Source organism: Paracoccus mutanolyticus (genome assembly GCF_003285265.1).
GTDB lineage: Bacteria > Pseudomonadota > Alphaproteobacteria > Rhodobacterales > Rhodobacteraceae > Paracoccus > Paracoccus yeei.
Genome location: NZ_CP030239.1, coordinates 1,898,185 through 1,924,180 on the forward strand (window position 1 = coordinate 1,898,185; position 25,996 = coordinate 1,924,180).

Genomic DNA, 25,996 nt, shown 5'->3' on the forward strand with positions numbered 1-25,996 from the left:
GCGTCCTGCGATCCGGCGGTGATCGCCACGTTCGACGTTCCGGTGACGCCGGTGATCTCGATGGCGGCGCGGCTGTCGGTGCGGACGGGCGTGTCCTCGGCCACCTCGACGCGGACGCGGACGGCGCCGGACTGGCCCTGGGCCAGCTGCATGTCGATGACCTTGCCCACGGTCAGGCCGGCATAGGTCACCTCGGACGATAGGCCCAGGCCCGAGACCTCGGGGAAATAGATGTCGTACCAGGCGAACTGCCGGTTCAGGGACAGGTTCGCGAACCACATCAGAAAGGCCACCAGCCCCAGGAAACCGGCGATGGTAAAGGCCCCGATCAGGACGAAATTGGCCTTGGTCTCCATCGCTTACTCCTTTTCCGCCAGGGCCGCGCGGGCGCGGGGGCCGTGGAAATATTCGTGCACCCAGGGGTGATCGACGCGCAGCATGTCGGCCATGGTGCCGGTTGCCAGCACCTTTCGTTCGGCCAGGACCGCGACCCGGTCGCAGCAGGCGTGCAGCGTGTCAAGGTCGTGCGTGACCAGAAAGACCGACAGGTTCAGCGCGTCGCGCAGGCCCACGATCAGCCGGTCGAAGGCATCCGCCCCGATCGGGTCCAGCCCCGCCGTGGGCTCGTCCAGAAAGACGATTTCCGGGTCCAGCGCCAGGGCCCGCGCCAGGCCCGCGCGCTTTTTCATGCCCCCCGACAGGTCCGAGGGATACTTGCCGTTCGCGTTCCAGGGCAGCCCCGCCATCGCGACCTTGAGCTGCGCCAGCCCCTGGCGCGCGGTATCGGAAAGGCCGGGGACGGCGCGCAGCGGGACCTCGACGTTTTCCTGCACGGTTAGGGCGGAAAACAGCGCCCCGTCCTGGAACATCACGCCCCAGCGCCGCTCAAGCGCCTCGCGCGCGGGGCCCGACAGGCCGGTCACGTCCTGGCCCAGCACGCGCACCGTCCCGGCGGTGGGCCGGATCAGCCCGACGATGGTGCGCAGCAGAACCGATTTCCCGGTGCCCGAGCCGCCCACCACGCCCAGGATCTCGCCGCGCTTCAGGTCCAGGTCCAGGCCGTCATGGATGACATGGCTGCCGAACTGGGTGCGCAATCCCCGAACCTCGATCACGTTTTCGGTCATAGGCCCACCTTGGCGAAGAAGACCGAGAAAAGCGCGTCGATCACGATCACCGCAAAGATCGCGTTGACCACCGCGGTCGAGGTCTGCGCGCCCAGGCTTTCGGCGTCCTTGCCGACCTTCATGCCGGCGTGGCAGCCGATGACGCCGATCACCAGCGCAAAGACCGGCGCCTTGGACAGACCCACGATCACATGGTCCACGCTGGTTTCCGAGATCAGCCGATAGCGGAACATCGAGGGCGAGATGCCAAGCTCGATCCAGGACATGATCGCGCCCCCCACCAGGCCCGAGACATTGGCGACCAGCCCCAGGATCGGCAGCGTGATGATCAGCGCCAGCACGCGGGGCAGGATCAGCACCATGTCGGGGTCCATGCCCAGCGTGCGCATGGCGTCGATTTCCTCGCGCATCTTCATCGAGCCGATCGAGGCCGTCAGCGCCGAGGCCGTGCGCCCGGCGACGATGATCGCCGTCAGCAGGATGCCCAGTTCGCGCAGGATCGAGATCGCGATCAATTCGACTACAAAGATCTCGGCTCCGAACTGGCTGAGCTGCGCCGCGCCCTGGAACGCCAGCACCACCCCGATCAGGAAGGACATCAGCGCCACGATGGGCACGGCCCGCAGCCCGGTTTCCTGGCAATGGTGCACCAGCGAGGTCAGCCGGAAATCGCGCGGATGGCGGATGGCGCGGGCCAGCGCCGCCAGGAAGCGGCCGAGGTATTCGCAGATCTCGCGCAGAAAGACCCCGGCCCGGACCACGCGGCGCCCGGTCGCGTCCAGGGCGGCGCGCCAGCGCGCCATCGCGGGGGGCGCGGGCTCGGGCTGGGGAACGGCCTTGGTCACGGTGTCAAGCAGCGCCTGCTGCGCCTCGTCCAGCCCGTCGATCCGGGCGCCCTCGGCGCGGAGGCGGACCAGATGCCAGGCGCCCGCCGTGTCAAGGCGGGTCAGGCCCGAAAGGTCGATCCGCGTCGCGCCGCCGCCCTGGGGCAGGCGGGGCAGGGTCCAGACGGTCAGCGCGCCACCCAGGTGCAGCGCGTCGCCATCGGCCCGGACGGTCAGGTCCTGGTCGGGCGGGGCGGTCATGGCCGCCCCCGCGGGCGCCTGGGATGGGGATGCCGGCCCATGTCAGCCCCCCGCCAGGTCCAGCGTGCGCAGCAGGTCGTCCGGGTTCAGCCGGAAATCCGTGGCACCGCCTTCGGCCAGCACATAGGCGTAGCCCAGGCCCAGGGCGTCGGTATAGTCCTTCCACGGGTTGTTGAACCGCCAGGGCGGCTGGATCGCGACAATGGCGCCGCCGTCTGCCATGCCAAGCAGGGCATGGGCAAAGGCGCTGCCCTCGACCGAACAGACCACGGCCGCGCCGTGCAGCAGGGCGGCGATCTGGTCGACGGGCTGGCTGGCCGTATCCACGATGTCGAAGCCCCGCGCCGCCAGCAGCGCCTCGACCTCGGGCTCGTTGGCCAGATTGCGGGCCTGGCCGCCGGTGCGGCGGATGAACACCCCGTGCCCGGACCGCCGCCCGCCGCCAGCCCGCATCCGGCGGCGCAGCTCGACCAGGCGGGCGCGGCGGTCGGCGGTCATGCCGTGGTCGCGAAACACCCAGGCATCGCGGATCAGGGCATGGCCCACGGGCGGGATGGCGATGCCCAGCCGCTCGCGATAGCGCAGGGCATGGGACCAGCCCTGGCGCGCGGTCGGTCGGGGCAGGCGCGGCGGGGCAAAGCGTTCGGCCAGCAGCGCGGTCGCGGAATCGTCGATCAGGAAATGGCCGAAGAACTGGTCGCCGACCGTGGTGCCGGGCAGCGAGCAGCAGTCGATCTCCTCGACCGGGCCGCGGCCCAGCAGCGGCTCGGGGCGGACGACCTGCTGGCGGCGCATGCCGCCGCGTACTGGAACCCGTCGAAATACTGCAGGTCGCGAAAGCGATAGGCCCGGGTCGCGTCATGCCGGACCGTGCCGCCCGTGATCCGCGCCATCTCGTTCCCAGCGTGGTATCGGAGGCGGTCGCCCTGACCCGCTCAAGCTGGCCAGGCAGGGCAAAGGCCGCGGGGCGCTGCGCCTGTTCGTCGGGCGAGACCTTGACCACCTCGGCCGCAACGGCCTGATCGGCCGGATCGCGGCCCAGCTTGCGCGCGATCCGGGTGGAAAGCCTTTGCAGAAACAGCGTTGGCGCGATCAAGGATCTTCTCCCCTGCGGTGACGGTGGGAACAGTGACGCATCCTGCGGGCGAACGCCAGCACTCAGCCCCGCATCATGCGCACCGGCTCGGTCCGGGCCAGCCGCAGGACATGGGCGACGAAGGGCTGGCCCAGGTCGTCGGCGCGCACCGCGGCGTAAAGCCGGCGCAGCATGCCCTGCGGCCCCAGCGGCAGCAGCGCCAGTTCCGGGTTGCCGGCATGGGCGCGCAGCACCCAGTCAGGCATCACCGCCACCCCCCGCCCCGAGGCGATCAGCATCAGGGCCACCGCCGTCTGTTCGACCTGACGGTGATGGGCAGGCTCGACCCCCGCCGGGTCCAGGAACGCGTGAACACGTCCAGCCGCGCGCGGTCCACGGGATAGGTGATCAGCGCCTCGGCCGCCAGGTCCGCGGTTCGGCTAACCGGCGACCAGCGGGTGGCTGGCCGGCACGACCATCGTCGGCGCATAGTCGAACAACGGCTGAAAGGTCACGCCCTCCATCTCCTCGGGGTCCGAGGAAATCACCAGGTCCACCTGCCCCCGCACCAGCGCCGGCAGCGCCTTGAGCGCGAGGCTTTGGCGGATGTCCAGGTCCACCTCGGGCCAGGCGCGGCGGAACTGGTCCAGCACCGGCAAGAGCCAGTCGAAGCAGTGGTGGCATTCCATCGCGACATGCAGCCGGCCCGCCCGGCCCAGTTCCACGGCGCGGAACTCGGCCTCGGCGGCGTCGATCAGCGGCAGCACCTGTTCGGCGGTGCGCAGCAGGCGCATTCCCGCCGCCGACAGGCGCAGAGGCTTGGTCTTGCGTAGGAACAGTTCGACCCCGGCCTGTTCCTCAAGCGCCTTGATCTGGTGGGACAGGGCCGATTGGGTCAGGTTCAGCAGCTCGGCCGCGCGCGCCAGCCCGCCCTGTTCATGGATGGCGCGCAGGCTGCGCAGATGGCGAAGTTCCAGATGCATCTTGAGCCGGCCTCATCACGATCTTGAGGATTATGAATTTGTCTCACGTCCCGCATCGTGTCACAAGCCTTGCGACAAAAGGATAGTGCCATGACGACGCCCGCCATCAGTTTCGAGTTCTTTCCCCCCAAGACGCTGGACCAGTCCTTCCGGCTTTGGGAAACCGCGCGCGCGCTGGCGCCGCTGGGGCCGGACTTCGTCAGCGTGACCTATGGCGCGGGCGGCACCACGCGGCAGTTGACGCACGAGGCGGTGACGGCGCTGGCCAGCCACTACGGGCTGAACGTCGCGGCCCACCTGACCTGCGTGGACGCCACACGAGAGGAGACGATGCAGATCGTTGCCGATTACGCAGCCGCCGGCGTGCATGAAATCGTGGCCCTGCGCGGCGATGCGCCCCAAGGGCAGGACCGTTTCGCCCCCCATCCCCAGGGGTTTGCCAATTCCGTCGAACTGATCGAGGCGATTGCCGCGCGCGGCGACATGACCATCCGCTGCGGCGCCTATCCCGAGCCGCATCCCGAAAGCCCCGACACCGCCGCCGACGTGGCCTGGCTGAAGCGCAAGACCGACGCCGGGGCGACCAGCGCGATCACCCAGTTCTTTTTCGACGCCGAGACCTTCTTCCGCTTTCGCGACCAGTGCGAACGCGCGGGGATCACGGCGCGCATCATCCCTGGCATCCTGCCGATCCAAAGCTGGGCCGGCACCCGCCGCTTTGCCGAGCGCTGCGGCACCTCGGTCCCAGCCTGGGCCGAGGACGCCTTTGCCGCCGCCGGCAAGGCGGGCGAGGCCCAACTGGCGCTGGAAACCTGCGTGCAGCTGTGTTCGGACCTGGTGGCGGGGGGTGTGGACAGCCTGCATTTCTATACGCTGAACAAGCCGGACCTGGTGCAGAAGGTCTGCGCGGCGCTTGGCGTGGTCCCGCCCCGGGGGGCGATGTCGGACGTCGCCTGAGGGGCTTTGGCCCTTGTCGCCAACGGGCTGATCGGGCCGCGCGCGCCAGGGGTCTCCGATGATCCGGGAAAGATGGTCCTGCCCCCTCAGGCCGGGGCCGAGGGGTCCATGCCCCGGGGCCCGGACAGGCGCAGGCGCAACCGGCGCGCGCGGCCGGGACGCGCGGCGGCGGCCAGGTGGCCGGTCAGCAGCGCCGGACCGTCATAGGGTCCGACGCTGGGATGCAGGGCTTGGGATGCATCGGCGCCAACCCGGCGCGGCGCGCGCGTCAGGAAGATCTTGCCCCAGCTGCGCCCGAGCCGACCGCCGGTGCGCCGTGGTCGCAGGGATGATGGCGGCGCCAGCCTTCGGGCAGGGGCAGGCCCAGCCCTTCGGCCTGGGTCAGCAGCCAGACCAGCGGCACATTGGCCAGCGGCCGGGCGGTTTCCTGCCCGCCAAGCTGGCCGCCCACGTCGGGGTGGCAGCCGCGGAACCACATCTGCTGGACCCGGCCGTCGGCGTCGTCCCACAGGATCGGCGCGAAGGCGACGCGGGTTTCGTCCAGGGCCAGGGCATGGACGCCATGTTCCACGTTCGGGGCCAGCCGGCCCTTGGCATAGGAAAAATCAGGCTCGGACAGGGTCCACAGGAAGGGCAGGCGCAGGCCCAGCGACATGACCGTGTCCAGAAGCCCGACCATGCGGACGGGCACATGGTCATGGCAGCGCGCCGGGTCGAGCCGCTCGCCCGGGCAGTGGCGATAGATGTTCCAGGCACAAAGCACGGCGTCGCCGGTGGCCTGGTCGGGCGTCAGCAGGCCGATGCGCGCGATCATGTCGGCCAGGGCGCAGACCCCGACCCCGCCGCGCGAATAGCCGAACAGATAAAGCCGGTCGCCGGGCCGCCAGGTCTGCGCCAGCCAGCCGTAGGCGGCGCGGATGTTGCAGTCCAGCGACGCGCCCGACACCAGTTCCGGCACCGTTCGCCAGGCCGCCCATTGCTGGCCCGGCGCGTAATGCAGCAGCACCTGGCCGCCCGGTGGGCCCATGTCGCCCGACAGCATCCCGTGGATCCGCGCGATCGAGGAACCCCGTCCTTCGGTCAGAGAGGCGAAGGTGCCATCCATCAAGACAACCAGGGTGCGGGGTGGGGTGCTGTTTTCCATGGCCTTATACTAGAACGAAAATACGAATGAAAAGTTGCGGCCTTACGAAACTGTCCTGACAGTCAGATGGGAAATCTGGCCGAAGCCGTTGAAACGGGTGTTGGTGACGGTGGAATAGGCACCTGCACCATGAAAGATCACATAATCGCCCTCGCGCAGGGTGGCGGGCAGGGGCAGTTCGCCCGGCAGGCGGTCCACGGAATCGCAGGTCGGGCCAAAGACCGGCCGGGGCCGGACCCGCCCGCGCCGGACGGTGCCCTGGGGGGTCAGCACCTCGATCCGGTCCAGATTGCCGATCAGCGGCAGTTCGGTCAGCCCGCCATAGACGCCGTCGTTCAGGAACACGTCGCGCCCGTCGCGCAGGGCCTTGACCCGGGCGATCAGCGAAAACGCATCGGCGCAAAGGCCGCGTCCGGGTTCGCAGACCAGTTCGGGCGCATGCTCGCTAAAGGCCGCGCGATGAGTCTCGCGGATGCAGGCGAAGATCGCGGGCAGGTCGGGCGCCACCGCCGCCACCCGGGCGAGGGAAAGCCGCCGCCCAGGTTCAGCCGGCGCGGCCGGACGCCCGCCGCCGCCGCGATGCGGGCCGCGGTCTGGATATAGGCCCGCCAGGCCTGCGGATCGGTGCATTGGGTGCCGGGATGAAAGGTCAGGGACGGCAGATGGCCATGGTCGGCGACACTGCGCAAAAGCGCGGCCGCCAGCTCAGGCAGGGCGCCGAACTTGGACCCGAAGTCATAGGCGGCGCCGCCGACCGGCAGCTTGAAGCGGACGGCGATCTCGTGCCCGCCGGCGGGCAGTTCGGCGAAAAGCTTGTCCAGCTCGCTGTGGCTGTCCACCGACCAGGACCGGATGCCGGCCGCCAGGGCATGGCAGATCTCGGCCCGCGCGCGGACGGGGTTATGATAGTGCCGCGCAGCCCCCGGCGCCAGGCGTCCGATCCAGTCGATTTCCCAGGGCGAGGCCACGTCGAAGCCGCCGACCCCTTCGTCACACAGGGCGCGGATCACGGATTCGTCGGGGTTGGCCTTGACGGCATAGGTGACAAGCCCCGGAAAACCGTCCAGAAAGCGACGCGCGGTGGCGCGCAGGACCGAAGGCGCAAAGGCCATGACCGGGTGATCCGGGGCCAGCGCGCGGATGATCTGGGCGGGGTTGTTCCACAGGGTGCGGGGGCCACGCCCCTCGGTCAGTCCCATCGGCGTCTCCTTTGTTCCTGGCTTCAGGATCGCGCCGGGGCCGGTCAGGCGCAGCACCCAAAAGGGTGGAAATGGTGCGCCGCATCGGTAAATATGACGAAAACATCGTCGAAATGACAGGCGGAACAGCGTGGATGATCTTGATCGGGGCATTGTCGCCCATCTGGCGCAGGATGCGCGGCTTTCGGTGGCGGTGCTGGCGCGGCGGCTCAAGGTCGCGCGTTCGACCGTGCAGGCCCGGCTGGAACGGCTGGAAACCTCGGGCGCGATCGCGGGCTATACGCTGCGGCTGGGCGATTCCGCGCGCGAACACCGCATCCGCGCCACCTGCCTTCTGACCATCGAGCCGCGTTCGCAGGTGGGCATCCTGTCGCGGCTGCGCAACATGCCCGAAGTCGAGCGCATCCACACCACCAGCGGCCGCGTGGACCTGCTGCTGCAACTGGCCGCGGCCTCGACCAGCCAGTTGGACGACGTGCTGGACCAGATCGGCGGGCTGACCGGCGTCAGGTCCTCCGAAAGCCTGATCCACCTGTCGACCAAGCTGGATCGGTCCAGCTAGGCGGTCCAGTCAGGCGTTTTCGGGGCGCAGCAGGGTGACGGTGGTGTCGCCGTATCTGCGCTGGTCGATCCGGGCCAGGCCGGGGACCGGGGGCGGGGGGGCGGCCTCCTCCCAGACGATCATGGCGTCCGGGGCGATCCAGCCCCCGGCCAGCGCCGAGGCCAGCGCGCGTTCCCCCAGGCCCAGCCCATAGGGCGGGTCCAGGAACACCAGCCCATAGGGCGCGCCGCGGTTTTCCCCCAGCCGGGTCGCGTCGCGGCGCCACACGTCGGTCACGCCCATCGCCCGGGCCTTTTCGATGTTGCTGCGCAGCAGGCCGCGCGCCGCCACGCCATCGTCGACAAAGGCCACGCGCGCCGCGCCCCGCGACAGCGCCTCAAGCCCCAGCGCGCCGGTGCCCGCGAACAGGTCCAGCACCCGCGCGCCCGGGATCGGGTCGCCATGAACGCCATTGACCAGCAGGTTGAAGATCGATTCCCGCACCCGGTCGGTGGTCGGGCGCAGATGCGCGCCAGGGTCGCCCGCGCCGACATCGGCCAGCTTCAGCCCGCGCAGGGTGCCGCCGATGATCCTCACAGCAGGGCCTTCAGGTCGGGGGCCTCGGCGATGGCCTCGGGGGCAGGGGACCGCCCGGCCTCGATCAGCCGCTTGCCGATCATGTAGGCGCGCGGGTCGTTCAGCGCGTCGACCGCGATCAGCCCGCCGTCGCGGAAATACCAGACCGAGCCGCCGTTGGCGCCGGGCCGCGTCACCACCCTGTCATAGCCCAGGTTCAGGCCGGCGATCTGCAGCTTGGCGTCGAACTGATCGGACCAGAACCAGGGCTTGGGCGTAATCCGCGCCGGCGCCCAGCATGTTCGCGGCCACCGCCTCGGCCATGTCGATGGCATTGCCGACGCTTTCCAGCCGCAGCCGGCCCCGCGACATCGGAAAGCTGGCGCAATCGCCCGCGGCCCAGACAGCCGGGTCCGAGGTCCGGCCCTGCGCATCGACCGCGATGCCGTTGTCGATCTCCAGCCCGGCCGCTTCGGCCAGCGCCGTCTCGGGCGAAACGCCGATGCCGCAGATCACCAGGTCGGCGGGCAGGTGGCGACCGTCGGCCAGCGCCACGCCGTTCGCCGCCGTATCGCCGGTGATCCGCGCGATGCCCACGCCCTCGATGATCTCGACCCCGTGCGTGCGGTGCAGGTCGCGGATCATGTCGGCGGTCTCGGCTGCTGCGACGCGGCCCAGGATGCGGGGCGCGGCTTCGACCAGCGTGACCGCCAGGCCCAGTTTGCGGGCGACGGCGGCGGCCTCCAGCCCGATATAGCCGCCGCCGATCACCACCAGCCGGCGGCCGGGGGCCAGCGCCGGGCGCAGCGCGGCGATGTCGGCCAGGTTCCTGACCACATGCACGCCGGGCATCTCGCCGCCCATCGCCGCGGGCAGGCGGCGCGGCCGGGCCCCCAGGGTCAGGGCCAGCCGGTCATAGGGGTATTCGCCCTGGTCGGTTCTCACCACCCGGGCGTCGCGGTCGATGGCGGTCGCGGTTTCGCCCAGGCGCAGCGCGATGTTCTGGTCCGCCCACCAGTCCGGCGCGCGCAGGGTCAGCCGGTCCAGGTCCATCTGGCCCAGCAGATAGGCCTTGGACAGGGGCGGGCGCTGATAGGGCGGCGCGGTCTCGTCGCCGATCACGGTGATCGGCCCGCCATGCCCCAGTGCCCGCAGCCTGGCCGCCAGCGAGGCCGCCGCCTGACCCGCCCCCAGGATCACGATGTTCATCTTACGCCCTCGCTGGTGTTTCGCGGGGCGAACCCTATAGTCCGCCCCGAACCGATGCAATTCATGGAGAAAGCGCATGGCAATCGCAAAGGGTGACACGCTGCCCCAGGGCAAGCTGGTGAAACTGGGCGAAAACGGCCCCGAAACGGTCGAGGTCTCTGATCTGGCGCAGGGCCGGGTGGCGATCTTTGCCGTTCCCGGCGCCTATACGCCCACCTGCAACAACAGCCACATGCCGAGCTTTGTGAAGAACGTGGACAAGTTCCGCGAAAAGGGCGTCTCGCGCGTGGTCTGCATCACGGTGAACGACCCGTTCGTCGCCGGCGCCTGGGCGAAATCGACCGGCGCCGCGGATGCCGGGATCGAGGTGCTGGCCGATGCCGACGGCAGCTGGACCAAGGCCCTGGGCATGAACATCGAGGGCGCGGGCTGGATCAACGGCCGCTCCAAGCGCTACGCCATGCTGGTCGATGGCGGCACCGTGACCGAGCTTCAGGTCGAGGAAAGCCCCGGCACCTGCGCACTGTCCTCGGGCGATGCGCTGCTGGACCTGGTCTGAGGCCGCAGGCTGAACAGATCCGTGAACGCCTGCGCGGCGGCCTTGTCGCCGTGCAGGGAAACCAGCCCCGCGCCCGCCAGCGTCACCGGCCCCGGGCCATAGACCGCGGCGGCTAGGGCATTGCCCGTCCCCTCCAGCAGGAAATCGCCCCGTGGCTTGCGCGCGGCCACGACCTGGGGTGCGCCCTGGGGTGAAAAGACGACCTCGAACCCCTCTTTCCCCGACAGAAAGGCGCCGCGCAGCCCCGATCCCGCCGCACGCGCCGCATCGACCGTCGCCGAGATCGAGATCATCAGCGCCGTGATGCTGATGAACATCCGGGGATCGTGCCCCGGCATCAGCAAGGCCCAGCGGCACAGTTCGCGCAGGACGGGATGCAGGGCGCGGCCGGCCTCGGTCAGGGCATAGGTGCCCAGGACGGCATCATGCGCGACCACACCCGCCTGCGCCAGTTGCGCCAGCCTTTGGGTCAGCACGCTGGCGGTGATGCCGGGAAGCCCGGCGCGGATCATCTGGAACCGCTTGGGCGCAAACATCAGCTCGCGCACGACAAGCAGCGCCCAGCGGTCGCCGACCAGGTTCAGCGCATGGGCGCCAAGGCAGCCTTCTTCGTATCGCAGACGCGGGTTTTTGCCAGGTTCAGTCATGAAACAATATTACCAGTTGCATTTTGATACTTCAAGTGCCAGCCTTCGACTCGGGCCGGTACATCCGTGCCGGGACAGGAGGGAACGCATCATGACCTATTATTCGGGATTTCTTCTGGCGGTGCCGACCGCGAACAAGCAGAAGTACATCGACCACGCCAAGATGGCTGCGCCGATGTTCAAGCGCTTCGGCGCCCTGCGGATGGTCGAGGCCTGGGGGGTGGACGTGCCGCGCGGCAAGGTCACGGACTTCTACATGGCGACCCAGGCCAAGGAGGACGAAAGCGTCGTCTTCTCGTGGATCGAATGGCCCGACAAGGCCACGGCCGACGCCGCCTATGAAAAGATGATGTCCGACCCCGACATGCAGAAGATGGGCGAGATGCCCTTCGACGGCATGCGCATGATGTGGGGCGGGTTCGAACCCGTCGTGGACGAGCGCTGAAGGGGGCGGTCATGTTTCACGGAAAACCCTGCTGGTTCGAACTCGCGACCGTGCGCGGCGGGCTTGCCGATGCCGAGGCCTTCTACAACCGCCTTCTGGGCTGGACCTGCAAGGATGCGGGCGTGCCGGGCTTTGACTATCACCTGGCCAGCCAGGGCGGGGACATGGTCGCTGGCCTGATGGAAACCCCCGAGGATCGCAGCGGCGTGCCGCCGCATTGGGCGGTCTATTTCGACGTGGACGAGATCGACGCCGCCGTGGCCAAGGTCGGGACCCTGGGCGGCAAGGTCCTGATGGGTCCGCAGCCGATCCCCGGAACCGGGCGCTTCGCCATTGTCGCCGATCCGCAGGGTGCCGTCTGCGGGCTGCTCGAGCCCGGCGCGATGGATCCGCGCCCGCCGGTCGAGGCCGGGGCCTGGAACCAGCAGAAGGACGGCCACGGCAACTGGCTTGAACTGATGTCCCCCGACCCTGGGGCGGGGTTCGAGTTCTATTCGGAGCTGTTCGGCTGGACCCGGGGCGACGCGCTCGACATGGGCGAGATGGGCACCTATCAGCTGTTCCGCTGGCAGGGGGCCGAGATCGGCGGGATGATGGGCCAGGGCAACGCGCCCGTACCGACCTGGCTGCCCTATTTCGGCGTGAACGGCGTCGCCGAGGCCATCCAGCGCATCCACGACGGCGGCGGCACGGTGCTGCACGGCCCGACCGAGGTGCCGGGCGGCGCCTTCATCGCGGTCGCCCGCGACCCGCAGGGCGCGCATTTCGCCCTGGTCGGCCCAAAGGAACATGCGCCGTCATGATCCGGGCCGCGCTGCTATTGTGCGCCCTTTGCGCCGCCCCGGTGGCGGCGCAAGCGGTGCAGCCCCAGGACATACCGCAGGGCCAGAAGGACTATCACGCCGCCGAGGCGGGAGATTACCGCCTTGACCCTTATCACAGCGCGGTCATCGCCCGGGTGCCGCACATGGGCTTTTCCTACAGCGTGTTTCGTTTCGACCGGGTTTCGGGCGAACTGGCGTGGCACCCCGAGGACCCGGCGCAAAGCCGGCTCAGGGCCGAGGTGCAGGTCGGCTCGATCTCGACCCCGGTGGAAGGGTTTGCCGAGGCGCTGAAGGGCGCCGACTACCTGGATGTCGCGGCCGATCCGGTGGCGCGTTTCGTGTCCGACAGCTTCACTCCCGAAAGCGACACCAAGGGCATCGTGTCGGGGCAGCTGACGCTGATGGGCCGGACCCATCCGGCGACCTTCGCGGTCGAACTGGTCGGCGCCGGCCAGGGCTATACCGGGGACGAGAACGGCAATCCGGTGATCCGCAACCTGTTGGGCGTCCATGCGGAAACGCAGATCGACCCGCAGGCCTATGGCATGAGCCCCTTTTTCACCGCGCCGATCCCCATCGTGATCGACGCCGAATTCGCCCGGCAGGAGTGAGCGATGGATGAGATCGCGACCTGTGACTGGGTGCCCGAGCTGGCGCGCGGCTATGTCCGCGACCTGCGCATCCGCTGGGCCTGCGACGAGGCCGGCCAGCCCTGTCGCGTTGAGACGACCGCCGGGCGGGACGAGACCCCCGAGCATTTCGCCCGCCAGCCTTGTGGCCGGCCGAGGCATTTCGGAAAGGCCGCCTGATGCTCGAACTGTTCGGTCATCCGCTGTCCTCCTATACCCAGAAGGTGCTGGTCGCGCTTTACGAGACCGGCGCCGATTTCACCCTGCGGACCGTCGATCTGAGCCAGCCCGAGGACCGCGCGCTGATGCAGTCGCTGGAGCCAATGGGCCGGATGCCGGCGCTGCGCGACGGCGACCGGGTGCTGTCGCAAAGCTCGCTGATGATCGAATGGCTGGACCGGCACCATCCCGGGCCGCAGCGCCTGCTGGACCCGGACCCCGATGCCTCGCTGGTCGCGCGGCAATGGGACCGCTTCCTGGATTTCCAGGTCATGCAGATGATGCAGCAGATCGTCGATGCCCGCATCTTCATGGGCGAGGGGGCCGAGGACCGCGTGGCCCCTTTGCGCGGGCCGAAGCTGGAGCTGGCCTATGCCGCGCTGGACCGCCGCCTGGACGGGCGCGACTGGATCGCGGGCGGCTTCGGCCTGGCCGATTGCGCGGCGTTTCCGGCGCTGTTCTATGCCGGCGCCATCCACCCCTTTGCCGGGCATTCCCGGCTGATGGCCTATTTCGACCGGCTGGCCGGCCGCGCTTCGGTCCAGAGGGTGATCGAAGGGGCACGGCCCTGGTATCGCTGGTTCCCCTTTGCCGAGGGGATTCCGGCCCGGTTCCGTTAGCGCCTCTTGGCCTTTGGCCTTGGTTTCGCTATCCCCTTTCGCAATTCAAGGGGTGAGCGACATGGCCATGGACAAGAACTTCGACGCGCAATCCGCCGAGGCGCGGATCGCCGGGGAATGGGCGGCGAAAAACGCCTTTGCCGCCGGCGCCAATGCGAAACCGGGGGCGGACAGCTTCTCGGTGGTGATCCCGCCCCCGAACGTGACCGGCAGCCTGCACATCGGCCACGCGCTGAACAACACGCTTCAGGACATCCTGGTGCGCTGGCACCGGATGCGCGGTTTCGACACGCTGTGGCAGCCCGGCCAGGACCATGCCGGCATCGCCACCCAGATGGTCGTCGAACGCCGGATGGCCGAGCGGCAGGAGCCGGGCCGGCGCGAGATCGGGCGCGAGGCCTTCCTGCAGAAGGTCTGGGCCTGGAAGCAGGAATCCGGCGACACCATCATTGGCCAGCTCAAGCGCCTGGGCGCCAGCTGCGACTGGTCGCGGAACGCCTTCACCATGTCGGGCGCGCCGGGCGCGCCAGCAGGCGAGGGCGGCAACTTCCACGACGCCGTCATCAAGGTCTTTGTCGACATGTACGACAAGGGCCTGATCTATCGCGGCAAGCGGCTGGTGAACTGGGACCCGCATTTCGAGACCGCGATTTCCGATCTCGAGGTCGAGAACCGCGAAGTGCCCGGCCATATGTGGCATTTCAAATACCCGCTGGCCGGCGGCGAGACCTATGAATACATCGAGCGCGACGCCGACGGCAACGTCACCCTGCGCGAGACGCGGGACTATATCAGCATCGCCACCACGCGGCCGGAAACCATGCTGGGCGACGGCGCGGTCGCGGTCCACCCTGACGACGCCCGCTATGCACCCATCGTCGGCAAGCTGGTAGAAATCCCGGTCGGGCCGAAACAGCATCGCCGGCTGATCCCGATCATCACCGACGAATACCCGGACCCGCATTTCGGCTCGGGCGCGGTCAAGATCACCGGCGCGCATGACTTCAACGACTATGCCGTGGCGATGCGCAACGGCATTCCGCTGTATGCGCTGATGGACGGCAAGGGCGCCATGCGCGCGGACGGGCTGAGCTATGAGGAAAGCGCCGAGATCGCCACGCGGGCGGCGCGGGGCGAGGACGTGGGCGACGTGTCCGCGGTCAACCTGGTGCCCGAGGAATTGCGCGGCCTGGACCGCTACGAGGCCCGCAAGCGCGTGGTCGAGGCGATCACCGGCGAGGGGCTGGCCGTCACCTATCTGCACAAGGAAATCGACAGGGAAACCGGCGCCGAGCATCTGGAGCGCCGGCCCCTGGTCGAAGCCAAGCCGATCATGCAGCCCTTCGGCGACCGTTCCGGCGTGGTGATCGAGCCGATGCTGACCGACCAGTGGTTCGTCGATACGCCGAAGATCGTCGGCCCGGCGCTGGAGGCGGTGCGGTCCGGCGCGACGAAGATCCTGCCGGAACAGCACGAAAAGGTCTATTTCCACTGGCTGGAGAATATCGAGCCCTGGACCATTTCCCGCCAGCTGTGGTGGGGCCACCAGATCCCGGTCTGGTACGGCTTGGACCTGCGGCTGGAAGGCCAGGTCGATGACGACCACGACGGCGCGCTGGACGATGTGGAGATCTTCGCGCTGCTCGAGGAGGGGCTGGTCCATAGCGACGAGATCCGGCAATGCGCCGCGAATTTCGAGAGCGTGGCCGAGAAGTTTCGCGATGCGCTGGCCGAACTGCCCCAGCCCCTGGAAATCGCCCGGGTGGTCGAGGTCGAGGACCGCGAGGCGGCCGTCGATGCCTTTGCGCAGGGGCTGGCCGACTATAACCTGACGCAGGATCCGACGAAGCTCGTCTATCCGGTCTGGCGCGATCCCGATGTGCTGGACACCTGGTTTTCCTCGGGGCTGTGGCCCATCGGCACGCTGGGCTGGCCCGAGGACACACCGGAACTGCGGCGCTATTTCCCGACCTCGACCCTGATCACCGGGTTCGACATCATCTTCTTCTGGGTCGCCCGGATGATGATGATGCAGCTGGCCGTGGTCGGGCAGGTGCCGTTCCGCACGGTCTATGTCCACGGTCTGGTGCGCGACGAAAAGGGCGCCAAGATGTCGAAGTCGAAAGGCAACGTCATCGACCCCCTGACCCTGATCGACGAATACGGCGCCGACGCGCTGCGCTTCACGCTGACCAGCATGGCCGCCATGGGTCGCGATCCCAAGCTCGGCCCGAAGCATGTCGAGGCGAACCGCAACTTCGTCACCAAGATCTGGAACGCCAGCCGCTTTGCCGAGATGAACGGCGTGCGCGGCGGCGTTGCCCGGCCCGAGCCCCGGCATGTCGTCAACCGCTGGATCATCGGCGAGGTCGCCCGCATCCGCATGGCGACCGATGAGGCGCTGGCCAGTTACCGCTTCAACGACGCCGCGACCGGGCTTTACGCCTTTGTCTGGGGCAAGGTCTGCGACTGGTACGTGGAATTCTCGAAGCCGCTGTTCGACGGCGCGTTCGCGGACGAGACGCGGGCCACCATGGGCTGGGTGCTGGACCAGTGCTATACGCTGCTGCACCCGATCATGCCCTTCGTCACCGAAGAGCTTTGGGCGCTGACCGGCGACCGGGCCAGGCTGCTGGTGCATGGCGACTGGCCAAGCTATGGCGCCGAACTGATCGACCCCGAGGCCGACCGGCAGATGAACTGGGTGATTGCGCTGATCGAGAACATCCGCTCGGCCCGGGCGCAGACGGCGTGCCGGCGGGCGCGCGTCCCGACCTGATCGTGACCGAGGCCGATGCGGCCGCGCGCGCGGCGCTGGAGGCAAACGGCGCGTTGATCGAGCGGCTGGCCCGGGTCAATCCGCCGCAGGCGGGGGCGATGGGGCCGGGCATGATCTCGGTCGCGGCGCTGGGGGCGAGCTTTGCCCTGCCGGTGGGCGAGATGATCGACGTCAAGGCCGAGACCGCGCGGCTGGAAAAGGCTGCCGCCAAGACCGAAAAGGACGCCGCGGGCCTGCGCAACCGGCTGGGCAATCCGAAGTTCGTCGAGAACGCCGAGCCCGAGGTGATCGAGGAAACCCGCGAGAAGCTTGTGGCGCTGGAGGATGATCTGGCGCGGATCAGGGCGGCCCTGGCGCAACTGGCGGCGATGTAGCCGCCCCGCCGCGCGGCCGCATGGGTATTTGGAAAACGGTGAACATCAGGGCCGCTCGGACAGGGCGGCCCTGATGCTTGCGGCGATCATGGCGGGGACTTCGGCGGCCATGCCGACCGGGGGCAGGGTGATGCCCTGGAACCCTGCGGCTTGCAGCGCGGCGGGCAGGTCGTCGGTGACATGCTCGGCCCGGGTGGCGAACAAGGGCAGGCAGATCGCCCGTGCGGGCAGATGGCGGGCGGCATCCGCGATGAAGGGCGCTTCCTCGATGAAGCCGCAGGTTACGGTCAGGGGCGCAAGGTCGCGGGCCATGGCCTGCGCCGCCTCGGCCGGCGCGCGCGAGCGGCCCGAGCCATGGGCCGCCAGCAGGATGTGGGTTTCGGAAAGCGCCCAGCCTTCGGCGGCGGCGGCCTGGTCCAGCAGGCGCCGGCACAGCGCGGGCAGGCCGGGATCGGCGCCGAAGGGCGGCAGGATGCGGGCCCCGGCCGCGCCTGCCAGCGCCAGGCGGCGCGGCAGTTCGCTGCGGGTGAACCAGCCCTGCGCCATGAACAGCGGATAGATCAGCGTCTCGTCGCGGGCGATGTCCAGCGCCCCGGCGATGGCCAGCGTCGCGCCCCGGCGGTCGCGCGGGACCTGGACGCGGGCGGCCAGCGCCTCGGCCGCCCGTTGCTGGGGGCCGGGATCGCCCGGCTGGCCATGGGCGACGATCAGCGCGTCGGGCAGGGGCTCAGCCACGGAAGGCCTGGGCGAAGGGTTCGGGGATGTCGAATTCCTTCAGCGCGATCATCCGCGCCTGGGACGACATCTTGCGCGCGGTCTTTTCCACGATCCGGTGCAACTCCTGGGGGTCGCGGGTTTCGGCGAAGGGGCCGAGATACCAGCGGATGAAGGTGAAGCAGGCCACATCCTCAAGCGCCTGCACCTGCGCGTCGCGCTTGATGCCCTGTTTCGTCAGCATCCTTTCGGCCTGGGCGATCTGTTCGTCGTCATAGCCCGCCTCGCGCATGATCCCGGCCACGCGGGCGGCATGGCGGCGGCCCTGTTCGGTGCGCCAGGCCAGATAGCCGGGCCGGTCCATCGGATAGGCGTCGCGCGGCAGCAGCCAGCGTTCGACATGCTGCCCGCGGCAGGCGATTTGCAGCGGCTCCGAGGCGTCGGGGTAAAGCGCCTGCTGCTCGGCCGTCATGCGCTGGCCATAGAGCAGTTCCTTGGGCTGGCCGGTTTCGTCCAGGTGCGGATCGGCGGCATTGGCCCTGTCGATGGCGTCGAAGGCGGTCTGAAGGCGGCTCATGGGGGTCCCTTTGGCTTTTGCGCCATCATGCCGCAGCCGGGCGCGGGGTCAATCCGATTGCCCGGCGGCGGGCGGCGGCCTAGAAGCGGGACCATGGAATGGGCAGAATTCACCCTGGCGCTGGCGGCCTTTCTGGCATCGCACGTCATTCCGGCCCGGCTGCGCGGGCCGCTGGATCGCGCGATTCGGTGCGGCGGCAATGTCGCGGGCTACAGCCTGCTGTCGCTGGCGCTGCTGTACTGGCTGATCCTGGCCGCGGGAAGCGCGCCCTTTGTCGAGGTCTGGCCGCAGCTGCCCTGGATGCGCTGGCTGGTCAATCTGGCGATGCCGCTGGCGATCCTGCTGGCCGTCGCCGGCGGCATGCGCGGGCTGATGGCGGGGTTCGCGGTCTGGGCCGGGGCGCATCTGGTCGCTAACGGCGATCTGGCGCATGCGATCTTCTTTGGCCTGCTGCTGAGTTACGCGCTGTTCGGGCTGAAGGTCACACGCTTCCGCTGGCGGCTGTCCTGGCGGCGGGGGGCGCTGGCGCTGCTGGTCTGGGCGGCGCTGTTCCACCTGCATCCCTGGGTGATCGGGGTCAGCCCCCAGCCCTAGGATCGGGCACCCTGAACCCTTCGGGGATGGTGTCGCGCCCCTCAAGGATCAGGTCGGCCAGCATCCCCGCGCAGGCCGGTGCCATCGCCAGGCCGATCTTGAAGCCGCCATTGGCGACGTAATGCCCCGGCCGGTCCGGCCACGGCCCGACGATGGGCGCACGGGATTTCGCGCGGGGGCGGATGCCGGCCCAGCGGTCCACGACCGGGGCATCGGCCAGGGCCGGGCACAGCGCGCGGGCCTTGGCGATCAGCGCATCTAGCTGGGCGTCGGTGCCAAGGTCGGTCACGTCGCGCTCCGAGGTCGAGCCGACCGCCACCGTCCCGTCGCCATGCGGCACGATATGGATGCCGTCGGCAAAGACCTGCGGCGCCTCGGGGGCGGCGAAGCCCAGCAGCGCCGACTGGCCCTTGACGCCGCCGCCACCGAAAGGCGCGAGCCCGGCCCAGCCGGTGGCCCAGATGGCGGGGCCTTGTGTGGTCGAACCTTCCTCGATGATGCCGCCCCGCGCCCGGATGGCTGCGACCAGCGCGGCGCAGGCGCGGCGCGGGCTGATCCGCGCGGTCAGCCGGTCGACCAGCCACAGGCCGCTGTCCGACACCGGGACCAGCGCCGCATCGGGGCTGTCGGTCAAGGCCATCGCCGCCCAGCCGGGCCAATGGGAGCGAGCGGCGGCGATACGTTCGGCCATGCGCGCCTCGGTTCCCGGGGCGACGGGCTGGATGCGGCCGGTGCGGGCATAGCCGGGGTCCACGCCGCCAGCCTGGGCCACCTCGGCCCACCAGGCCTCGGCGCCGATCAGCGCCTCAAGCTGGACCTGCTTCTTGGCGTTCCAGTTTTCCGGCGCATGGGGGGCCAGCGCGCCGACATGACCGCCCGAAGCCCCGGCGCCGATCCGGGCCGCTTCGACCACGCGCGCCGGCTGGCCGCGGCGCAGCAGTTCCCAGGCGCAGGCAAGGCCAAAGATGCCCGCGCCCGCCACCGTGACTGTCGGGGTGATTTCGCTTGCCATCCGCTTCCTTTCGCCGCATCTGCCGCCGAAACCGGAGTTAGCGCGAATGCACGATGCGGACCAGAGCGGCGCAGACCTGGACTGGCGCGAGGGGGCGATCCCAGTCTCTCGCCGGTTCGACGACCCGTATTTCAGCCTGAACGGCGGGCTTGCGGAAACCCGCCACGTCTTTCTGGCCGGAAACGGCTTGCCGGCGCGGCTGCGGCCGGGGTTTCATGTGGCGGAGCTGGGGTTCGGCACCGGGCTGAACCTGCTGGCGCTGGCGCAGGTGGCGACGGCGCCCGTCCGCTTCACCAGCTTCGAGGCCTATCCGATGAGCCTGGCCGAGCTGACGCGCGCCCATGCCGCCTTTCCCGAGCTGGCGGTTCTGGCGGCCGAGCTGCGCGCCGGCTGGGCCGAGCGCCGGTTCACGGTCGGCACGGTCGAGGCCCGCATCGTCGAGGGCGATGCGCGGGACACCCTGCCGGCCTGGCCGGGGCGGGCGGATGCCTGGTTCCTGGACGGCTTCTCTCCGGCAAAGAACCCCGAGCTTTGGGGTGAGGCGCTGATGGACCAGGTCGCGCGCCATACCGCGCCGGGGGGCACCTTCGCCAGCTATACGGCGGCGGGGCACGTCCGGCGGGCGCTGGCGGCGGCGGGCTTCGCCGTCAGCCGGGCGCCGGGCTTTGCCGGCAAGCGGCACATGAGCCGGGGCGTCCTAGCGCCGCACGACCGGGATGCGTGAGGGCGCGTAATCCGCCGCGCGATGCGGCGGGCGGCCATGCGTCGCCTGCCAGAAGCGCGGCCCGCCCCGCCGGATGAACAGCGGCAGCGCCAGCACGCCTCCGGCCAGGAAGCCGCCGATATGGGCGACATAGGCCACGCCGTCGTCCAGCATCGCATAGCCCGAGAACAGCTGGATCCCGAACCACAGCATCAGCACCACCCAGGCGGGCAGGGTGAAGCGCTTGATGAAGACGATGATGATGGCGATCACGTCGATCCGGGCGCGGGGAAACAGCAGCAGATACCCCCCCATCACCCCCGCGATGGCGCCCGAGGCGCCGACCATGGGAATCCCGCTGTCCGGGTCGGCCGCGATCTGCCCCGCCGCGGCCGCCAGCCCGCAGGCCAGGTAAAAGGCCAGAAAGCCCAGGGGGCCCATCTGGTCCTCGAGATTGTCGCCGAACACCCACAGGAACAGCATGTTGCCGCCCAGATGCAGCAGCCCGGCATGCAGGAACATGTGCGTGACCAACCCCCACAGCCATTGTTCGTGCATGATGGCGACCGGATACAGCGCCAGCCTGTCCCACAGCCCGATGGCGCCGCCGCCCCAGGGCTCGGTCAGCAGGAACATCGCGATGTTGAGCAGGATCAGCAGGTTCCTGACATGGGGCGTGCGGGTCGAGGGATTGTGGTCTCGGATCGGAAACATGGGGGCCTTCCTTGGCCGGGCCAGCGTGGCAGAGCCGGCGGCGGGGCGCAAGCGGCCCCTGTTCGCGGCCCGGCCGGGCGTATAGCATCGCCCTGAATCGCAGCAGGGAGAGGGCCGATGACCAGCCTGACCGACCGCAAGAACGCCGCCATCTCGCGCGGGGTGGGCATGACGACGCAGATCTATGCCGAGCGCGCCGAGAATGCCGAGATCTGGGATGCCGAGGGCAACCGCTATATCGATTTCGCCGCCGGCATCGCCGTGGTCAACACCGGCCACCGCCACCCGCGCGTGGTGCAGGCGGTCAGGGACCAGCTGGACCGCTTTACCCACACCTGCCACCAGGTCGTGCCCTATGAAAGCTATGTCGCCCTGGCCGAGCGGCTGAACGCGGCGGTGCCGGGCGACTGGCCCAAGAAGACCGCGTTCTACACCACCGGGGCCGAGGCGGTGGAAAACGCCGTCAAGATCGCGCGGCATCACACGGGCCGGGCCGGGGTGGTGGCCTTCTCGGGCGGGTTTCACGGCCGCACCTATCTGGGCATGTCGCTGACCGGCAAGGTCCAGCCCTACAAGGCGGGCTTCGGGCCGATGATGAACGACATCTGGCACCTGCCCTTTCCGGTCGAACTGCACGGCACCAGCCAGCAGGATGCCTTGGCGGCGCTGGACCGGCTGTTCAAGTCCGACATCGACCCGGCCCGCGTCGCCGCCATCGTCGTCGAGCCGGTGCAGGGCGAGGGCGGCTTCTATGAGGTCCCGCCCGGCTTCATGCAGCGTCTGCGCGAGATCTGCGACCAGTATTCCATGCTGCTGATCGCCGACGAGGTGCAGACCGGCTTTGCCCGCACCGGCCGGCTGTTCGCGATGGAGCATCACGGCGTCGCGGCCGACCTGACCACCATGGCCAAGGGCCTGGGCGGCGGGCTGCCGATCAGCGCCGTGACCGGTCGGGCCGAGGTGATGGACAGCCCCGCCCCGGGGGGCCTCGGCGGTACCTATGCCGGCAATCCGCTGGCCGTGGCGGCCGCCCATGCCGTCCTCGACGTGATTGCCGAGGAGGACCTTTGCGCCCGCGCGACCCGCCTGGGCCAGCGGCTGAAGCAGCGCCTGGCCGGGATCGCCCATGATGTACCGGAAATCGTGGACATCCGCGGCCCCGGCTTCATGAACGCGGTCGAATTCAACATCGCAGGATCCGACAAGCCCAACCCCGAAATGACGAACCGCGTCCGCGAGGAGGCGCTCGGGCGCAACCTGATCCTGCTGACCTGCGGCGTCCACGGCAATGTCATCCGCTTCCTCGCGCCGCTGACCATCCCCGAGGCGGTCTTCGACGAGGCGCTGGACATTCTGGAGGATTCGATCCGCGCCGCCCGCAGCTAAGGCCGGCACCCGAAAAGGATCAGTCGCCCGACCAGCGGAAGTGCCGGTCAGGCCTTCGAGCCCATGGCCAGGAACTTCTGCGCCGGGCGCTGTCCGATGTCGAGGCGCGCGCCCGCAGCTAAGGCCGGCACCCGAAAGAGCATGCGGCGCCAGCCGCCGGCGGTCAGGCCAGGGCCTTCGAGCCCATGGCCAGGAACTTCTGCCGCCGGTCGCGGACGATGTCGGCGGGCTTCATGCCGTCGAGCTCGGCCAGCATCTCGGCAATCGCGTCGCCCACGGCGGCGATGGTTTCGGCGGGCGCACGCTGGGCGCCGCCCATCGGTTCGGGAATGATGCGGTCGATGACGTCCAGCTTCTTCAGGTCCTGGGTCAGTTTCAGCGCATGGCCAAACATCGCGCATCTTCTCGGCATCCTTCCACAGGATCGAGGCGCAGCCCTCGGGCGAGATCACCGAATAGATCGAGTGCTCCAGCATGGCGATGCGGCTGGCGGTGGCGAAGGCGACGGCGCCGCCCGAGCCGCCCTCGCCGATGATGACCGAGACCAGCGGCACGCCGATCCGCAGGCATTTCTCGGTCGCCCGCGCAATCGCCTCGGCTGGCCGCGTTCCTCGGCGCCCTTGCCGGGATAGGCGCCGGGCGTGTCGACCAGGGTGATGACCGGCAGCCGAAAGCGGTCGGCCAGGTCCATCAGCCGGATCGCCTTGCGATAGCCCTCGGGTCGGGCCATGCCGAAATTGTGTTCCAGCCGGGTCCGGGTGTCGTTGCCCTTTTCGTGACCGATGACGACGCAGGGCGCGTCGCGAAACCGCGCGAGGCCGCCCATCACGGCGTGATCCTCGCCGAAGGCGCGGTCGCCGGCCAGGGGCGTGTATTCGGTGAACAGGGCTTCGACGTAATCCTTGCAATGCGGGCGTTCGGGGTGGCGCGCGACCAGCGTCTTGCGCCAGGGATCAAGCGACTTGTAGAGATCGCGCAGCATGTCCTCGGCCTTGCGGTCGAGTGCCGCGGCCTCTTTCTCAAGATCGACGCCTTCGCCCTTGCGGGCCAGTGCGCGCAGTTCCTCGGCCTTGCCCTCCAGGTCGGCAAGGGGCTTTTCGAACTCGAGGTAGGTCATGCGAGGCTCCGCGCTGTCATCCTGTCGGGTTGGCGATTATATGCTTGCGGACGGGGCGGATTGCAACGTGCCGCTCACCAGCGCGACAGGGCGCCTTCGTCGGCATCGCGCGCCTCGACCCATTGGCCGGGGCCGTCCGGGCCGATTTCGCGCTTCCAGAACGGGGCGCGGGATTTCAGCCAGTCCATCAGGTATTCGGCACCCTGGAATGCCGCCTGCCGGTGCCGGGCGGCGGTCGCGACCATCATGATCGGCTCCCCCACCGCGATCCGGCCGTGGCGGTGCACGATCCGCCAGTCGGTCAGGCCGAAGCGGCGGGCGGCTTCCTCGCCATAGGATTGCAGGGCCTTTTCGGTCATGCCGGGGTAATGCTCGATCTCCAGCGCGACAAGGCGCCCGTCCTCGGACCGGACCAGGCCGGAGAAGGTGACGACGGCCCCGGCATCCCGGCCGAAGCCCGCGATCTCGGCCCCCAGGTCGAAGGCCTCGGCCTGAACCCGCGCGGACATCGCCTAGCCCCCGGTCATGGGCGGAAAGAACGCCACCTCGCGCACGCCGGCCAAGGGGGCGTCGAGGTCGGCCAGTTCCTGGTCCAGCGCCACGCGCACCGCGCTCAGGTCCGAAAGCGCCGCCGCGTGCCAGTCGTCCATGGCCGCCAGTTGGGCCACCAGGGCGCGCACGGTGGCGGCCTCGGTCTCGACCGTCTCGCGCGGCTGGCCGATGCGTTCGCGCAGCCAGGCGAAGTAAAGCACGTCAAGCCGCATCGGGATCCCTCAGGAAGGGGCGGGCCTTGTCGAAATAGTCCCAGCCCGTGATGGCGGTCAGCACCGCCGCCATCCAGATCAGCGCCAGGCCGATCTGGGTCGCGAGATCCGACCAGCTGTCGGACCAGGGCAGGCTGGTTTCGCCCACCAGGGGCGGATGGCCGACCTCGTAATAGTTCAGGCCGGTGCCCAGGAACAGGACCGAGATGGCGACCATCTGCGCGGTCGTCTTCCATTTGGCAAGCCGGGTGACCTTCAGCAGCTTGGCATTGGCACCCAGGAATTCGCGCAGGCCCGACACGAAGACCTCGCGGAACAGGATCACGGTGGCGGGCAGGATCAGCCAGGGGTTCATGCCGGAATAGCCGGTGATCACCACCACGGCGATGATGACCATGGCCTTGTCGGCGATCGGGTCCATCGCCGCGCCAAAGCGGCTTTCCTGGCCCCAGGCCCGTGCCAGATAGCCGTCGAACCAGTCGGTGATCGCGGCGACAAGGAACAGGACAAGGGCCGCGAAATCGGCAAAGGGCCGGCTGAGGAACAGGAACATCAGCGGCACCAGCGGCGCGGCCAGAAGTCGCAGAACGGTCAGAAGGTTGGGCAAGGTCCAGCGCATGACGCTCAATCTAGGCGCTTGTGCGGGCCGGGGAAAGGGGGCGCGGACGGCAAGGGGTTGCATGGGGTGTGTTTGAAATGTAATAACATCACCAAACTTGGCAAACGAGGGATGACGGACGAATGCGGAACGGGATGATCGGCCGGATCGGCGCAGTGACGCTTGGCTTGGCGCTGCTGGCGGGGGGCGCGCTGGCACAGGGCACGGGCCACAACCATGACCATGAGCACAGCCATGCGCATGGCCACAGCCACAATCATGGCGATGAGCGCATCTACAAGGGGTATTTCGAGGATACCCAGGTCCAGGACCGCCCCCTGTCGGACTGGCAGGGCGACTGGAAGTCGGTCTATCCGCTGCTGCAGGACGGCAGCCTGGATCCGGTGATGGCCCACAAGGCCGAACACGGCGACAAGACGGCCGAGGCGTATCGCGCCTATTACGAAACCGGCTACAAGACCGACGTGGACCGGATCGAGATCGCGGGCGACACTGTCACCTTCATCAGCGGCGACACGGTGGCGCGCGGAACCTATGCCGCCGACGGGCACGGTCCTGACCTATGCCAAGGGCAACCGCGGCGTGCGCTATGTCTTCAGGAAGGTGTCGGGGGACGAGGCGGCGCCCGGCTATATCCAGTTCAGCGACCACAGGATCGCGCCGGCCAAATCCGACCACTACCACCTGTACTGGGGCGATGACCGCAAGGCCCTGCTGGAGGAGGTCACGAACTGGCCGACCTATTACCCGAATGCGCTGAGCGCCGAGCAGATCGTCGACGAGATGATGGCCCATTAGGGCCGG

General features: G+C 69.1%; 24 protein-coding genes and 7 pseudogenes. 13 read left to right on the forward strand and 18 right to left on the reverse strand.

What is annotated here, in order from left to right; translation table 11 throughout:
* Nucleotides 1–71: 71 nt before the first annotated feature.
* The 5 genes and pseudogenes from DPM13_RS23075 to DPM13_RS10315 all read right to left on the reverse strand — a co-directional run.
* Nucleotides 72–356: pseudogene (locus DPM13_RS23075) on the reverse strand (MlaD family protein); the annotation flags it as partial.
* 3 nt (nt 357–359) lie between these two features.
* A complete protein-coding gene (locus DPM13_RS10300; RefSeq protein WP_080621635.1) occupies nt 360–1,127 on the reverse strand; it encodes an ABC transporter ATP-binding protein in 768 nt (255 codons plus the stop codon).
* On the reverse strand, nt 1,124–2,212 hold the full coding sequence (locus DPM13_RS10305; protein ID WP_112887963.1) for an ABC transporter permease: 1,089 nt from the start codon (nt 2,210–2,212) through the stop codon (nt 1,124–1,126). Before DPM13_RS10305 ends, DPM13_RS10300 begins: the two co-directional genes overlap by 4 nt.
* Nucleotides 2,213–2,254: 42 nt before the next feature.
* Nucleotides 2,255–3,007 carry a glycosyltransferase 61 family protein gene (locus DPM13_RS10310; protein WP_112887964.1) on the reverse strand — a complete coding sequence of 251 codons (753 nt, stop codon included), beginning with the start codon at nt 3,005–3,007 and terminating at the stop codon, nt 2,255–2,257.
* 363 nt (nt 3,008–3,370) lie between these two features.
* Nucleotides 3,371–4,270 (reverse strand): annotated as a pseudogene (locus DPM13_RS10315) (LysR substrate-binding domain-containing protein).
* Between the two features lie 90 nt (nt 4,271–4,360).
* Here DPM13_RS10315 and metF point away from each other — a divergent pair.
* The gene (gene metF, locus DPM13_RS10320; protein WP_112887965.1) at nt 4,361–5,227 is read left to right on the forward strand and encodes a methylenetetrahydrofolate reductase [NAD(P)H]; all 867 of its coding nucleotides are present in this window, start codon (nt 4,361–4,363) and stop codon (nt 5,225–5,227) included.
* Between the two features lie 268 nt (nt 5,228–5,495).
* On the opposite strand, the gene DPM13_RS10325 is transcribed toward metF, so the two are convergent.
* Both DPM13_RS10325 and DPM13_RS10330 read right to left on the reverse strand, forming a co-directional pair.
* Nucleotides 5,496–6,332: a DUF2235 domain-containing protein gene (locus DPM13_RS10325; RefSeq protein WP_262983108.1), complete on the reverse strand. Its 837-nt coding sequence runs from the start codon at nt 6,330–6,332 to the stop codon at nt 5,496–5,498.
* An 81-nt stretch (nt 6,333–6,413) separates the two neighbouring features.
* Nucleotides 6,414–7,570: pseudogene (locus DPM13_RS10330) on the reverse strand (type III PLP-dependent enzyme).
* Nucleotides 7,571–7,700: 130 nt separating this feature from the next.
* Here DPM13_RS10330 and DPM13_RS10335 point away from each other — a divergent pair.
* Nucleotides 7,701–8,132 (forward strand): Lrp/AsnC family transcriptional regulator, encoded by a 432-nt coding sequence (locus tag DPM13_RS10335; RefSeq protein WP_028721212.1) that lies wholly within the window; start codon nt 7,701–7,703, stop codon nt 8,130–8,132.
* Nucleotides 8,133–8,141: 9 nt separating this feature from the next.
* Here DPM13_RS10335 and rsmD read toward each other — a convergent pair whose 3' ends face one another.
* Together rsmD and DPM13_RS10345 are read right to left on the reverse strand one after the other, a co-directional pair.
* On the reverse strand, nt 8,142–8,708 hold the full coding sequence (gene rsmD / locus DPM13_RS10340; RefSeq protein WP_080621642.1) for a 16S rRNA (guanine(966)-N(2))-methyltransferase RsmD: 567 nt from the start codon (nt 8,706–8,708) through the stop codon (nt 8,142–8,144).
* A pseudogene (locus tag DPM13_RS10345) lies at nt 8,705–9,896 on the reverse strand (NAD(P)/FAD-dependent oxidoreductase). Before DPM13_RS10345 ends, rsmD begins: the two are co-directional and overlap by 4 nt.
* Before the next feature lie 76 nt (nt 9,897–9,972).
* Between DPM13_RS10345 and DPM13_RS10350 the strand changes: the two are divergent.
* Nucleotides 9,973–10,455, forward strand: coding sequence for a peroxiredoxin (locus DPM13_RS10350; protein WP_028721209.1), 483 nt, complete (start codon nt 9,973–9,975; stop codon nt 10,453–10,455).
* On the opposite strand, the gene DPM13_RS10355 is transcribed toward DPM13_RS10350, so the two are convergent.
* A complete protein-coding gene (locus DPM13_RS10355; RefSeq protein ID WP_112887966.1) occupies nt 10,389–11,102 on the reverse strand; it encodes a winged helix-turn-helix transcriptional regulator in 714 nt (237 codons plus the stop codon). The genes DPM13_RS10350 and DPM13_RS10355 overlap by 67 nt on opposite strands.
* A 91-nt stretch (nt 11,103–11,193) precedes the next feature.
* On the opposite strand from DPM13_RS10355, the gene DPM13_RS10360 reads away from it, so the two are divergent.
* From DPM13_RS10360 to DPM13_RS10385, 6 genes and pseudogenes are all read left to right on the forward strand, one after another.
* Nucleotides 11,194–11,547, forward strand: a complete 354-nt coding sequence (locus DPM13_RS10360) for a DUF1428 domain-containing protein (RefSeq protein WP_028721207.1) — start codon at nt 11,194–11,196, stop codon at nt 11,545–11,547.
* Nucleotides 11,548–11,558: 11 nt separating this feature from the next.
* The gene (locus DPM13_RS10365) at nt 11,559–12,350 is read left to right on the forward strand and encodes a VOC family protein (protein ID WP_112887967.1); all 792 of its coding nucleotides are present in this window, start codon (nt 11,559–11,561) and stop codon (nt 12,348–12,350) included.
* Nucleotides 12,347–12,982 carry a YceI family protein gene (locus DPM13_RS10370; RefSeq protein ID WP_112887968.1) on the forward strand — a complete coding sequence of 212 codons (636 nt, stop codon included), beginning with the start codon at nt 12,347–12,349 and terminating at the stop codon, nt 12,980–12,982. The genes DPM13_RS10365 and DPM13_RS10370 overlap by 4 nt, the downstream gene beginning before the upstream one ends.
* 3 nt (nt 12,983–12,985) lie before the next feature.
* Nucleotides 12,986–13,180, forward strand: a complete 195-nt coding sequence (locus tag DPM13_RS10375) for a thioredoxin domain-containing protein (RefSeq protein ID WP_112887969.1) — start codon at nt 12,986–12,988, stop codon at nt 13,178–13,180.
* Nucleotides 13,180–13,839, forward strand: coding sequence for a glutathione S-transferase family protein (locus DPM13_RS10380; protein WP_112887970.1), 660 nt, complete (start codon nt 13,180–13,182; stop codon nt 13,837–13,839). The genes DPM13_RS10375 and DPM13_RS10380 overlap by 1 nt, the downstream gene beginning before the upstream one ends.
* Before the next feature lie 61 nt (nt 13,840–13,900).
* Nucleotides 13,901–16,992, forward strand: a pseudogene (locus DPM13_RS10385) (valine--tRNA ligase).
* 45 nt (nt 16,993–17,037) lie between these two features.
* Here the strand turns inward: DPM13_RS10385 and DPM13_RS10390 are convergent.
* Complete coding sequence (locus DPM13_RS10390) at nt 17,038–17,727, reverse strand: CbiX/SirB N-terminal domain-containing protein (protein ID WP_223251945.1); 690 nt, start codon at nt 17,725–17,727, stop codon at nt 17,038–17,040.
* Nucleotides 17,720–18,283, reverse strand: a complete 564-nt coding sequence (locus DPM13_RS10395; RefSeq protein ID WP_112887971.1) for a DUF4202 domain-containing protein — start codon at nt 18,281–18,283, stop codon at nt 17,720–17,722. Before DPM13_RS10395 ends, DPM13_RS10390 begins: the two co-directional genes overlap by 8 nt.
* A gap of 93 nt (nt 18,284–18,376) precedes the next feature.
* Between DPM13_RS10395 and DPM13_RS10400 the strand changes: the two genes are divergently transcribed.
* The gene (locus DPM13_RS10400) at nt 18,377–18,877 is read left to right on the forward strand and encodes an NnrU family protein (protein ID WP_112887972.1); all 501 of its coding nucleotides are present in this window, start codon (nt 18,377–18,379) and stop codon (nt 18,875–18,877) included.
* On the opposite strand, the gene DPM13_RS10405 is transcribed toward DPM13_RS10400, so the two are convergent.
* Complete coding sequence (locus DPM13_RS10405) at nt 18,861–19,889, reverse strand: NAD(P)/FAD-dependent oxidoreductase (RefSeq protein WP_112887973.1); 1,029 nt, start codon at nt 19,887–19,889, stop codon at nt 18,861–18,863. The two genes, DPM13_RS10400 and DPM13_RS10405, sit on opposite strands and share 17 nt — an antisense overlap.
* Before the next feature lie 46 nt (nt 19,890–19,935).
* Here DPM13_RS10405 and mnmD point away from each other — a divergent pair, with 46 nt between their 5' ends.
* Nucleotides 19,936–20,613: a tRNA (5-methylaminomethyl-2-thiouridine)(34)-methyltransferase MnmD gene (gene mnmD / locus DPM13_RS10410; RefSeq protein ID WP_112887974.1), complete on the forward strand. Its 678-nt coding sequence runs from the start codon at nt 19,936–19,938 to the stop codon at nt 20,611–20,613.
* Here the strand turns inward: mnmD and DPM13_RS10415 are convergent.
* Nucleotides 20,587–21,306, reverse strand: coding sequence for a rhomboid family intramembrane serine protease (locus DPM13_RS10415; protein WP_112888753.1), 720 nt, complete (start codon nt 21,304–21,306; stop codon nt 20,587–20,589). The genes mnmD and DPM13_RS10415 overlap by 27 nt on opposite strands.
* 117 nt (nt 21,307–21,423) lie before the next feature.
* Between DPM13_RS10415 and DPM13_RS10420 the strand changes: the two genes are divergently transcribed.
* The gene (locus DPM13_RS10420) at nt 21,424–22,692 is read left to right on the forward strand and encodes a 4-aminobutyrate--2-oxoglutarate transaminase (RefSeq protein ID WP_112887975.1); all 1,269 of its coding nucleotides are present in this window, start codon (nt 21,424–21,426) and stop codon (nt 22,690–22,692) included.
* Nucleotides 22,693–22,855: 163 nt separating this feature from the next.
* Here DPM13_RS10420 and DPM13_RS10425 read toward each other — a convergent pair.
* The 4 genes and pseudogenes from DPM13_RS10425 to pgsA form a co-directional block, all read right to left on the reverse strand.
* Nucleotides 22,856–23,809: pseudogene (locus DPM13_RS10425) on the reverse strand (acetyl-CoA carboxylase carboxyltransferase subunit alpha).
* Between the two features lie 74 nt (nt 23,810–23,883).
* Nucleotides 23,884–24,318, reverse strand: coding sequence for a molybdenum cofactor biosynthesis protein MoaE (locus tag DPM13_RS10430; protein WP_028721194.1), 435 nt, complete (start codon nt 24,316–24,318; stop codon nt 23,884–23,886).
* A 3-nt stretch (nt 24,319–24,321) separates the two neighbouring features.
* Nucleotides 24,322–24,573 carry a molybdopterin converting factor subunit 1 gene (gene moaD / locus DPM13_RS10435; RefSeq protein ID WP_028721193.1) on the reverse strand — a complete coding sequence of 84 codons (252 nt, stop codon included), beginning with the start codon at nt 24,571–24,573 and terminating at the stop codon, nt 24,322–24,324.
* Nucleotides 24,563–25,192, reverse strand: a complete 630-nt coding sequence (gene pgsA, locus DPM13_RS10440) for a CDP-diacylglycerol--glycerol-3-phosphate 3-phosphatidyltransferase (protein ID WP_028721192.1) — start codon at nt 25,190–25,192, stop codon at nt 24,563–24,565. The genes moaD and pgsA overlap by 11 nt, the downstream gene beginning before the upstream one ends.
* A 122-nt stretch (nt 25,193–25,314) precedes the next feature.
* Here pgsA and DPM13_RS10445 point away from each other — a divergent pair.
* A pseudogene (locus DPM13_RS10445) lies at nt 25,315–25,990 on the forward strand (ZinT family metal-binding protein).
* The last annotated feature ends 6 nt before the right edge of the window (nt 25,991–25,996 follow it).

What these genes read in the sequence shown, in the direction of transcription:
- DPM13_RS10300 (WP_080621635.1), bottom strand. Translation starts at nt 1,127, where the DNA reads ATGACCGAAAACGTGATCGAGGTTCGGGGATTGCGCACCCAGTTCGGC.
- DPM13_RS10305 (WP_112887963.1), bottom strand. Translation starts at nt 2,212, where the DNA reads ATGACCGCCCCGCCCGACCAGGACCTGACCGTCCGGGCCGATGGCGAC.
- DPM13_RS10310 (WP_112887964.1), bottom strand. Translation starts at nt 3,007, where the DNA reads ATGCGCCGCCAGCAGGTCGTCCGCCCCGAGCCGCTGCTGGGCCGCGGC.
- metF (WP_112887965.1), top strand. Translation starts at nt 4,361, where the DNA reads ATGACGACGCCCGCCATCAGTTTCGAGTTCTTTCCCCCCAAGACGCTG.
- DPM13_RS10325 (WP_262983108.1), bottom strand. Translation starts at nt 6,332, where the DNA reads ATGGATGGCACCTTCGCCTCTCTGACCGAAGGACGGGGTTCCTCGATC.
- DPM13_RS10350 (WP_028721209.1), top strand. Translation starts at nt 9,973, where the DNA reads ATGGCAATCGCAAAGGGTGACACGCTGCCCCAGGGCAAGCTGGTGAAA.
- DPM13_RS10355 (WP_112887966.1), bottom strand. Translation starts at nt 11,102, where the DNA reads ATGACTGAACCTGGCAAAAACCCGCGTCTGCGATACGAAGAAGGCTGC.
- DPM13_RS10360 (WP_028721207.1), top strand. Translation starts at nt 11,194, where the DNA reads ATGACCTATTATTCGGGATTTCTTCTGGCGGTGCCGACCGCGAACAAG.
- DPM13_RS10365 (WP_112887967.1), top strand. Translation starts at nt 11,559, where the DNA reads ATGTTTCACGGAAAACCCTGCTGGTTCGAACTCGCGACCGTGCGCGGC.
- DPM13_RS10370 (WP_112887968.1), top strand. Translation starts at nt 12,347, where the DNA reads ATGATCCGGGCCGCGCTGCTATTGTGCGCCCTTTGCGCCGCCCCGGTG.
- DPM13_RS10375 (WP_112887969.1), top strand. Translation starts at nt 12,986, where the DNA reads ATGGATGAGATCGCGACCTGTGACTGGGTGCCCGAGCTGGCGCGCGGC.
- DPM13_RS10380 (WP_112887970.1), top strand. Translation starts at nt 13,180, where the DNA reads ATGCTCGAACTGTTCGGTCATCCGCTGTCCTCCTATACCCAGAAGGTG.
- DPM13_RS10395 (WP_112887971.1), bottom strand. Translation starts at nt 18,283, where the DNA reads ATGAGCCGCCTTCAGACCGCCTTCGACGCCATCGACAGGGCCAATGCC.
- DPM13_RS10400 (WP_112887972.1), top strand. Translation starts at nt 18,377, where the DNA reads ATGGAATGGGCAGAATTCACCCTGGCGCTGGCGGCCTTTCTGGCATCG.
- DPM13_RS10405 (WP_112887973.1), bottom strand. Translation starts at nt 19,889, where the DNA reads ATGGCAAGCGAAATCACCCCGACAGTCACGGTGGCGGGCGCGGGCATC.
- mnmD (WP_112887974.1), top strand. Translation starts at nt 19,936, where the DNA reads ATGCACGATGCGGACCAGAGCGGCGCAGACCTGGACTGGCGCGAGGGG.
- DPM13_RS10415 (WP_112888753.1), bottom strand. Translation starts at nt 21,306, where the DNA reads ATGTTTCCGATCCGAGACCACAATCCCTCGACCCGCACGCCCCATGTC.
- DPM13_RS10420 (WP_112887975.1), top strand. Translation starts at nt 21,424, where the DNA reads ATGACCAGCCTGACCGACCGCAAGAACGCCGCCATCTCGCGCGGGGTG.
- DPM13_RS10430 (WP_028721194.1), bottom strand. Translation starts at nt 24,318, where the DNA reads ATGTCCGCGCGGGTTCAGGCCGAGGCCTTCGACCTGGGGGCCGAGATC.
- moaD (WP_028721193.1), bottom strand. Translation starts at nt 24,573, where the DNA reads ATGCGGCTTGACGTGCTTTACTTCGCCTGGCTGCGCGAACGCATCGGC.
- pgsA (WP_028721192.1), bottom strand. Translation starts at nt 25,192, where the DNA reads ATGCGCTGGACCTTGCCCAACCTTCTGACCGTTCTGCGACTTCTGGCC.